The 6,474-nt window shown below is 45.8% G+C and carries 9 protein-coding genes, 2 tRNA genes and 1 other RNA gene; 9 read left to right on the forward strand and 3 right to left on the reverse strand.

Annotation, left to right across the window (positions count from 1 at the left end):
- Positions 1-128 precede the first annotated feature (128 nt).
- The 3 genes from HZS85_RS16435 to HZS85_RS16445 all read left to right on the forward strand — a co-directional run bounded on the left by HZS85_RS16435 (position 129) and on the right by HZS85_RS16445 (position 911).
- Positions 129-219, forward strand: a tRNA-Ser gene (locus HZS85_RS16435).
- Between the two features lie 35 nt (positions 220-254).
- Positions 255-344 (forward strand) — tRNA-Ser (locus tag HZS85_RS16440).
- Positions 345-446: 102 nt separating this feature from the next.
- A complete protein-coding gene (locus HZS85_RS16445; protein ID WP_035409903.1) occupies positions 447-911 on the forward strand; it encodes a DinB family protein in 465 nt (154 codons plus the stop codon).
- A 72-nt stretch (positions 912-983) separates the two neighbouring features.
- Here the strand turns inward: HZS85_RS16445 and HZS85_RS16450 are convergent, their stop codons facing one another.
- Positions 984-1,661, reverse strand: a complete 678-nt coding sequence (locus HZS85_RS16450; RefSeq protein WP_029343036.1) for a deoxynucleoside kinase — start codon at positions 1,659-1,661, stop codon at positions 984-986.
- Positions 1,658-2,287, reverse strand: a complete 630-nt coding sequence (locus tag HZS85_RS16455; protein WP_050679045.1) for a deoxynucleoside kinase — start codon at positions 2,285-2,287, stop codon at positions 1,658-1,660. The genes HZS85_RS16450 and HZS85_RS16455 overlap by 4 nt, the downstream gene beginning before the upstream one ends.
- Positions 2,288-2,395: 108 nt before the next feature.
- On the opposite strand from HZS85_RS16455, the gene tadA reads away from it, so the two are divergent.
- The 6 genes from tadA (at position 2,396) to HZS85_RS16485 (ending at position 6,170) form a co-directional block, all read left to right on the forward strand.
- Complete coding sequence (gene tadA, locus HZS85_RS16460; protein WP_035409909.1) at positions 2,396-2,902, forward strand: tRNA adenosine(34) deaminase TadA; 507 nt, start codon at positions 2,396-2,398, stop codon at positions 2,900-2,902.
- Between the two features lie 48 nt (positions 2,903-2,950).
- Positions 2,951-3,217: signal recognition particle sRNA large type (gene ffs, locus HZS85_RS16465), an RNA gene on the forward strand.
- 95 nt (positions 3,218-3,312) lie between these two features.
- A complete protein-coding gene (gene dnaX / locus HZS85_RS16470) occupies positions 3,313-4,998 on the forward strand; it encodes a DNA polymerase III subunit gamma/tau (protein WP_035409912.1) in 1,686 nt (561 codons plus the stop codon).
- 18 nt (positions 4,999-5,016) lie between these two features.
- Entirely contained in the window at positions 5,017-5,337 is a 321-nt protein-coding gene (locus HZS85_RS16475; protein WP_029343040.1) for a YbaB/EbfC family nucleoid-associated protein, read from the forward strand.
- 18 nt (positions 5,338-5,355) lie between these two features.
- The gene (gene recR, locus HZS85_RS16480; RefSeq protein ID WP_023469882.1) at positions 5,356-5,955 is read left to right on the forward strand and encodes a recombination mediator RecR; all 600 of its coding nucleotides are present in this window, start codon (positions 5,356-5,358) and stop codon (positions 5,953-5,955) included.
- Positions 5,952-6,170: a YaaL family protein gene (locus HZS85_RS16485; RefSeq protein ID WP_050679042.1), complete on the forward strand. Its 219-nt coding sequence runs from the start codon at positions 5,952-5,954 to the stop codon at positions 6,168-6,170. Before recR ends, HZS85_RS16485 begins: the two co-directional genes overlap by 4 nt.
- 95 nt (positions 6,171-6,265) lie before the next feature.
- Here the strand turns inward: HZS85_RS16485 and HZS85_RS16490 are convergent.
- The coding region (locus tag HZS85_RS16490; protein ID WP_214856866.1) for a hypothetical protein at positions 6,266-6,474 on the reverse strand (209 nt) is incomplete at its 5' end.

Raw genomic sequence — 6,474 nt, forward strand, 5'->3', positions numbered from 1 at the left:
AGGCGTACTCAAGTGGTTTAAGAGAACGGTCTTGAAAACCGTCAGGCGGCGAAAGCCGTGCGTGGGTTCGAATCCCACCGCCTCCTCCATTTTTATTTTTTGACAACGACATGCACGTTTTATAGCTTGGAGGCGTACTCAAGTGGTTTAAGAGAACGGTCTTGAAAACCGTCAGGCGGCGAAAGCCGTGCGTGGGTTCGAATCCCACCGCCTCCTCCACTTCTTTTTTTTTACCCAAAAATAATAATAATCATGGAGTCGTACCCAAGTCCGGCTGAAGGGGACGGACTCGAAATCCGTTAGGGGTCGCAAGGCTCGCGTGGGTTCGAATCCCACCGACTCCGCTTTTTATGAAGCATCTCAATTCTGAGGTGCTTTTTTGTTGCATCGTTTTCTTCGTGCATGCTATGGTTGCCTACGTGAAAAACGAAGAAGAGGTGGACGAAATGAACGAACAAACAAAAGAATCGTTGCTTTCGCATTATGCGATGACGATGACATATGTAAAAGACTTAGAACAGATTTCAGAAGAAGCATGGCGGACATCGTATGCGGAAGGTAAGTGGACGGTTGCTGAGATCATTGGTCACTTATCACCATGGGATCGTTTCATGGTCGCAGAGCGTATTCCGTACTTGCTCGCGGGTGAACCATTCCGTGTTGCGCCGGATAGCCAAGCCGTCAATGATGAAGCAGCGAAGATGAGCCGTGAGCAACAACGGATCTTGACGATCGATGAGTTTTTAGTCAGCCGTGACTTATTGCGCCGTGCAGTCGAATTGATTCCGGAAGATCGCCTGCAGGACAAGGTCGTCATTAAAGACAAAGAGTTGACGATTGGTCAGTTCCTCGGAGCGATGACTCAACATGATTTACACCATATGGAACAGATCAATCAAGTGATTGGTTAATAGGAGGGAGATGCGAGACGCGTCTCCTTTTTTGCGCAAAAAAAGATCTGCCTAAGAGGCAGATCTGATCATTTATCGTGTATTGGCAATGCGCGCAACTTCAAGTTGTTTTTCAATCTTCGCGAGAATCCGGTCGATCGATTCTGGCTCGTTCAGTAAATCGTATTCGTCGATCGACAAGCGGAGTACCGGGCAAATCGTGAAGTTGTTGATCCAGTTCGTATAGCGTTCATACATCTCTTCCCAATATTCGATTGGAGTCTGTTGCTCCATCTCACGTCCGCGAAGACGAATCCGTTCAAGGACTTGCTCGAATGAACCTTCGAGATAGATCAAAAGATCTGGATGTGGGAAGAATGGTGTCATGACCATCGCGTCAAATAAACTTGAATACGTTTCATAGTCCGTTGGAGACATCGTTCCTTTTTCGAAATGCATCTTAGCGAAGATCCCTGTATCTTCATAGATCGAACGGTCTTGGATGAAACCACCACCGTATTGGAAAATCCGCTTTTGCTCCTTGAAGCGTTCAGCGAGGAAATAGATTTGGAGGTGGAAGCTCCAACGCTCGAAATCATGATAGAATTTATCCAAGTAAGGGTTCGTATCGACTTTTTCGAGTGACGTCCGGAAACCAAGGGCATCTGCTAATCCGTTTGTGATCGTTGATTTACCGATCCCGACCATACCGCCGATCGTAATGACGGCATCTGCCGGGATGTTGTATTGTTCGCGTAGCTTCAAGTTCATGCGTGGTTCGCTCCTTCATATAATTCGTTCCGGATCGTCGTCAAGACGTACTCGAGATCTTCCGGCCGCTTGACGAAGTCGAGTGCATCCCCGTCGAAACGGATGATTTTGACTTCCGGATGTTTGGCTTGGTATTCCGTGACGAATGTCTCGTAATCCTCGGCTAATTGTTCGAGATAGGCACGTGACATGTTTTCTTCGATTTCTCGTCCGCGCAGCGCAACACGTTTCATCAAGGTGTCGATGCTTGCGTTCAAGTAGATGACAGCATCCGGTTTCGGCATATCTGTCGTCAGGATCGAGTAGATTTGTTCGTACTTCTCAAGATGCTCTACCTTTAGAGAGCGGTGTGCAAAGATCAAGTTCTTAAAGATATGGTAATCAGCAACGACAGAGCGTTGTTTACTGAGGTAATGACGTTCGATATCATCGAGTTGTTTGAAGCGATTGCACAAGAAGAACATTTCCGTCTGGAAGCTCCATTCTTCGATATCTTCATAGAACTTTCCAAGAAAGGGATTTTCTTCGACGATTTCGCGTAACATAGAAAAAGAGAAATGGTGACTGATGGCGTTCGCAAGTGATGTTTTGCCTACACCAATCGGTCCTTCAACCGTTATGAACATATACAATGACCCTCCGTTCAGCAAAGTGCAATTTATATTTTAGCACAAAGAAGTACGACTTGCTGAAGTTTCAAAAGGAGAATTTTTTTAGAGTGAGGAGTATCATCGATGGAACGACAGGAACACTATATGCGACTTGCGATCGAAGAAGCAAAAAAGGCAGAACAGATCGGAGAAGTTCCGATTGGATGTGTCATTGTCAAAGACGATGAAGTCATCGCGACGGGTTACAATCACCGGGAAACGGATCAACAGGCGACGGCACATGCCGAGTTGATCGCGATTGAGGAAGCTTGCCGAAAGCTCGGGAACTGGCGACTTGAAGGGTGTGAGCTCTACGTGACACTCGAACCGTGTCCGATGTGTGCGGGTGCCATCATGCTGTCACGGATCGAACATGTCATCTTTGGTGCCGTCGATCCGAAGGGTGGATGTTGTGGAACACTGATGAACTTGGTGCAAGACGATCGGTTCAATCATGTCTCACAGTTGACGAGCGGTATATTAGAAAAAGAGTGTGGGGAGATGCTAACGACGTTCTTTCGGGAACTACGTGCGAAAAAGAAAGCACGAAAGCGGGCAATGGGTTGCATCACACCAGATGAAACAGTATAATGAAAAAGCACTGAAACAAGGTGCCACTAAAAATCGATAAACCATTTGCCGTGCTAGGTGGGGATGTAGCGGTTCCCTGTCACTCGCAATCCGCTATAGCGAGACTGAATTCCATGTCGAGGGATATGATTGGTGTGGTCTGCCTCACGTAAGTAGCGTTGACGTTTGAGTCCTGCGCAACAGATACCCATGAACCAGGTCAGGTCCGGAAGGAAGCAGCCTTAAGTGGTGCTCTCTGTGTGTTGCAGGGGTGCTTGGACTGAGCAGGCTGCGTGAGTAACGCATGTTGAACATATTTCAGAATATGGTGCGCGGCAGTTTAATTTTTAAAGACAAGTCTACAGCCGGTTTCGGTTGTAGACTTTTTTAGGTAAAATAGAATGAGGAACTTAAAAAGAGGAGGCGCAAACTTGGCCTATCAAGCACTATACCGCGTATACCGTCCGCAACGTTTCGACGAAGTCGTTGGACAAGCGCATATCACCCGTACGATCCAAAATGCATTGATGGAGGGACGCATGTCCCACGCCTATCTATTTTCGGGTCCTCGTGGAACGGGAAAAACGAGTCTTGCCAAAATCATCGCTAAAGCGATCAACTGTGAGCATGCTCCGGTCAAAGAACCGTGTAATACGTGCCCCACGTGTCTTGCGATCACGGAAGGATCAAGTCCAGACGTCTTCGAAATCGATGCCGCTTCCAATAACGGCGTAGATGAAATTCGGGAAATCCGGGATAAAGTCAAATATCCCCCTTCAGAAGCAGCCTATAAAGTCTATATCATTGATGAAGTACACATGTTGTCGACAGGCGCCTTTAATGCACTGCTTAAAACACTAGAAGAACCGCCGGCACACGCCATCTTCATCTTAGCAACGACCGAACCACATAAAATCCCAGCGACGATCATCTCCCGCTGCCAACGTTTCGATGTAAAGCGGCATGAAGTCGATCAACTTGTAGAACGGATGCAATATATCTTAAAAGATCAATCGATCGAGTATTCGGATACGGCCTTACGATTGATTGCCCGTGCAGCGGATGGTGGCATGCGTGATGCACTGAGTCTACTCGACCAAGCGGTTGCTTTTTCAAACGGTGATTTGAACGATGCTGCTGTTCTTGAAGTAACAGGGGCAGTAGAAGATGAAGCATTACTAAACATTGCCCGTGCCTTGCATGAACATCAAGTCGACCAGTTGTTACAGACGCTTGAGACGATGCAACGAGCGGGAAAAGATTTAAAACGTTTCGTTGAGGATCTTGTCTTCTTTTACCGAGACACCTTATTATTGAAAGCCTCTCCTACAGCTGTCGACTTGCTAGAGCGTGCTCGCCCGACGGATGAGTTCAAACAATTCGTTGAATCGATTGAAGCAGAGACATGCTTTACGATCATTGATCAGTTACATGACTGCCAACAACAAATGCGATTAACGAATCATCCGCGGGTCCTCGTTGAGATTGCCTTCATTCAAATCGCGGAACAAGGAAGAACGACGGGGCAGATCGTCCAAGCGTTGCAGCAGGAAGTCCGCGAAATGAAGGAACAGATGCATCAGTGGAAGTCGAATGGTGTTCCAGCTCAAGAAGCGGCTGCACCACAAGCCCAGCCGAAGCGGAAACAAGGACGACCAACCGTTCGAATCGCCAAAGAGCGGATTCGCCAAATGCTAGAACGAGCAGAAAAAGCCCAGTTGCGTGAGATTCAGGAACGCTGGGATCATATCCTAAAGTGGATTCTAAAAGAAGATGGACCAATCTACTCGTTGCTTCATGAAAGTAAACCGGTTCTCTGCTCTGCGGATACGCTATTGATCGAATTCGATGACGGTAAGGGATGGCATTTCGAGCAAGTCATGACCAATGAACGAACACGTTTCGTGATTGAGGAAGCATTATATGAAATATGCGGCGTCAAACGCGAAATTTTAGCGATTCTCTCAAACGATTGGCATGAACTGAAGGCAGAGTTTGTTGCTAAGCGAAATAGTAGTAGTATAGAAGAGAAGGAAACAAAACAAGAATCGGAGAGCGATCAGTTATTGTCCGAGACGCTTGGTCGTTTTGGTGATATCGTAGAGTTCGAAGATTAAATTCGAGGAGGAATACAGATGCGCGGAATGGGAAACATGAATAATATGATGAAACAGATGCAGAAGATGCAAAAGGATATGGCGAAAGCACAAGAAGAATTAAAAGATTTGACAGTGACAGGTACAGCAGGCGGGGAAATGGTCTCAGTCGTCGCCGATGGTCATAAAAATATCGTAGATGTCATCATTAAAGAAGAAGTCGTTGATCCAGATGACGTTGAAATGATTCAAGATCTTGTCTTAGCTGCAACGAACGATGCTTTGAAGAAAGTCGATGAACTCGTCTCAAGTAAAATGGGGAAATTCACACAAGGTATGAATCTGCCGGGAATGTTTTAATTCGTAGGAGGAAACCACTTGCAATATCCTGAAGCGATTAGTCGTTTGATCGAAAGTTTTACAAAACTGCCGGGGATTGGTCCGAAGACAGCAGTTCGTCTAGCGTTTCATGTCCTTGATATGGAAGAAGACGATGTCTTGATGTTCGGAAAAGCATTGGTCAGTGCGAAGCGCGACATTGCCTACTGTAGTGTCTGCGGGAATATCACGGATCAAGATCCTTGTTATGTATGTACAGATAAACACCGAAACCGTACGATCGTCTGTGTCGTCCAAGATTCAAGGGATGTCATTGCAATGGAAAAGATGCGAGATTACCAAGGGTTGTACCATGTCTTACATGGAGCGATCAGTCCAATGGAAGGGATCGGTCCAGAGGATATCAATGTATCTAGTCTACTGACACGTCTTCAAGCGGACGAAGCGATTACGGAAGTCATCTTAGCAACCAATCCGAACATCGAAGGAGAAGCGACAGCGATGTATCTATCGCGTCTCTTAAAACCGACAGGTATTCGGATCACTCGGATTGCCCATGGTCTTCCGGTTGGTGGAGATCTTGAATACGCAGATGAAGTGACGTTATCTCGTGCAATGGAGGGACGTCGCGAACTATGAGTTGGTTTCGAAAGAAGATTCGCAGTGAGTACGACGAGCGTTTGTTAGAAGAATTAGCAAAAGCAAAAGAAGATTATTTGATGAAACGCCATCTTCTAGAAATCAGCTATGATGACTATGGTGATTTAGAAGCACAAATGAAGTTAGCGGAATCACTGTATTTCTTCTATATAAGCGAAGCAAAAAGAAGACGCGTCTCATTGATGATGAAGTAAACCGCAGCCATTCTTGTCTGCGGTTTTTACATGCTCTAAAAAAACTATAAGTTATTTTAATAAAGTAGTTGCGCCTATCTAATTATCGTGATATATTAATTCATGTCCTTAAGAGGACGAGCACTTACGGCAAACAAGCAAAAAACAATTTCAAAAAAGTTGTTGACTTCTTGTTTCAGACTTGGTATTCTAATTGAGTCGCCAAAACAGGCGCGGACGAACTTTGAAAACTGAACGATGAGGCAAAAATCGTATTCTACGGAATACAAAAACGAATGAAGCGCAAGCTTCGTCAATCGTGACT

It is taken from the genome of Exiguobacterium sp. s130, from assembly GCF_018619055.1.
Taxonomy (GTDB): Bacteria; Bacillota; Bacilli; order Exiguobacteriales; family Exiguobacteriaceae; genus Exiguobacterium_A.

Coding starts and splice junctions, on each gene's coding strand:
- HZS85_RS16445 (WP_035409903.1), top strand. CDS start 447: ATGAACGAACAAACAAAAGAATCGTTGCTTTCGCATTATGCGATGACG.
- HZS85_RS16450 (WP_029343036.1), bottom strand. CDS start 1,661: ATGAACTTGAAGCTACGCGAACAATACAACATCCCGGCAGATGCCGTC.
- HZS85_RS16455 (WP_050679045.1), bottom strand. CDS start 2,287: ATGTTCATAACGGTTGAAGGACCGATTGGTGTAGGCAAAACATCACTT.
- tadA (WP_035409909.1), top strand. CDS start 2,396: ATGGAACGACAGGAACACTATATGCGACTTGCGATCGAAGAAGCAAAA.
- HZS85_RS16475 (WP_029343040.1), top strand. CDS start 5,017: ATGCGCGGAATGGGAAACATGAATAATATGATGAAACAGATGCAGAAG.
- HZS85_RS16485 (WP_050679042.1), top strand. CDS start 5,952: ATGAGTTGGTTTCGAAAGAAGATTCGCAGTGAGTACGACGAGCGTTTG.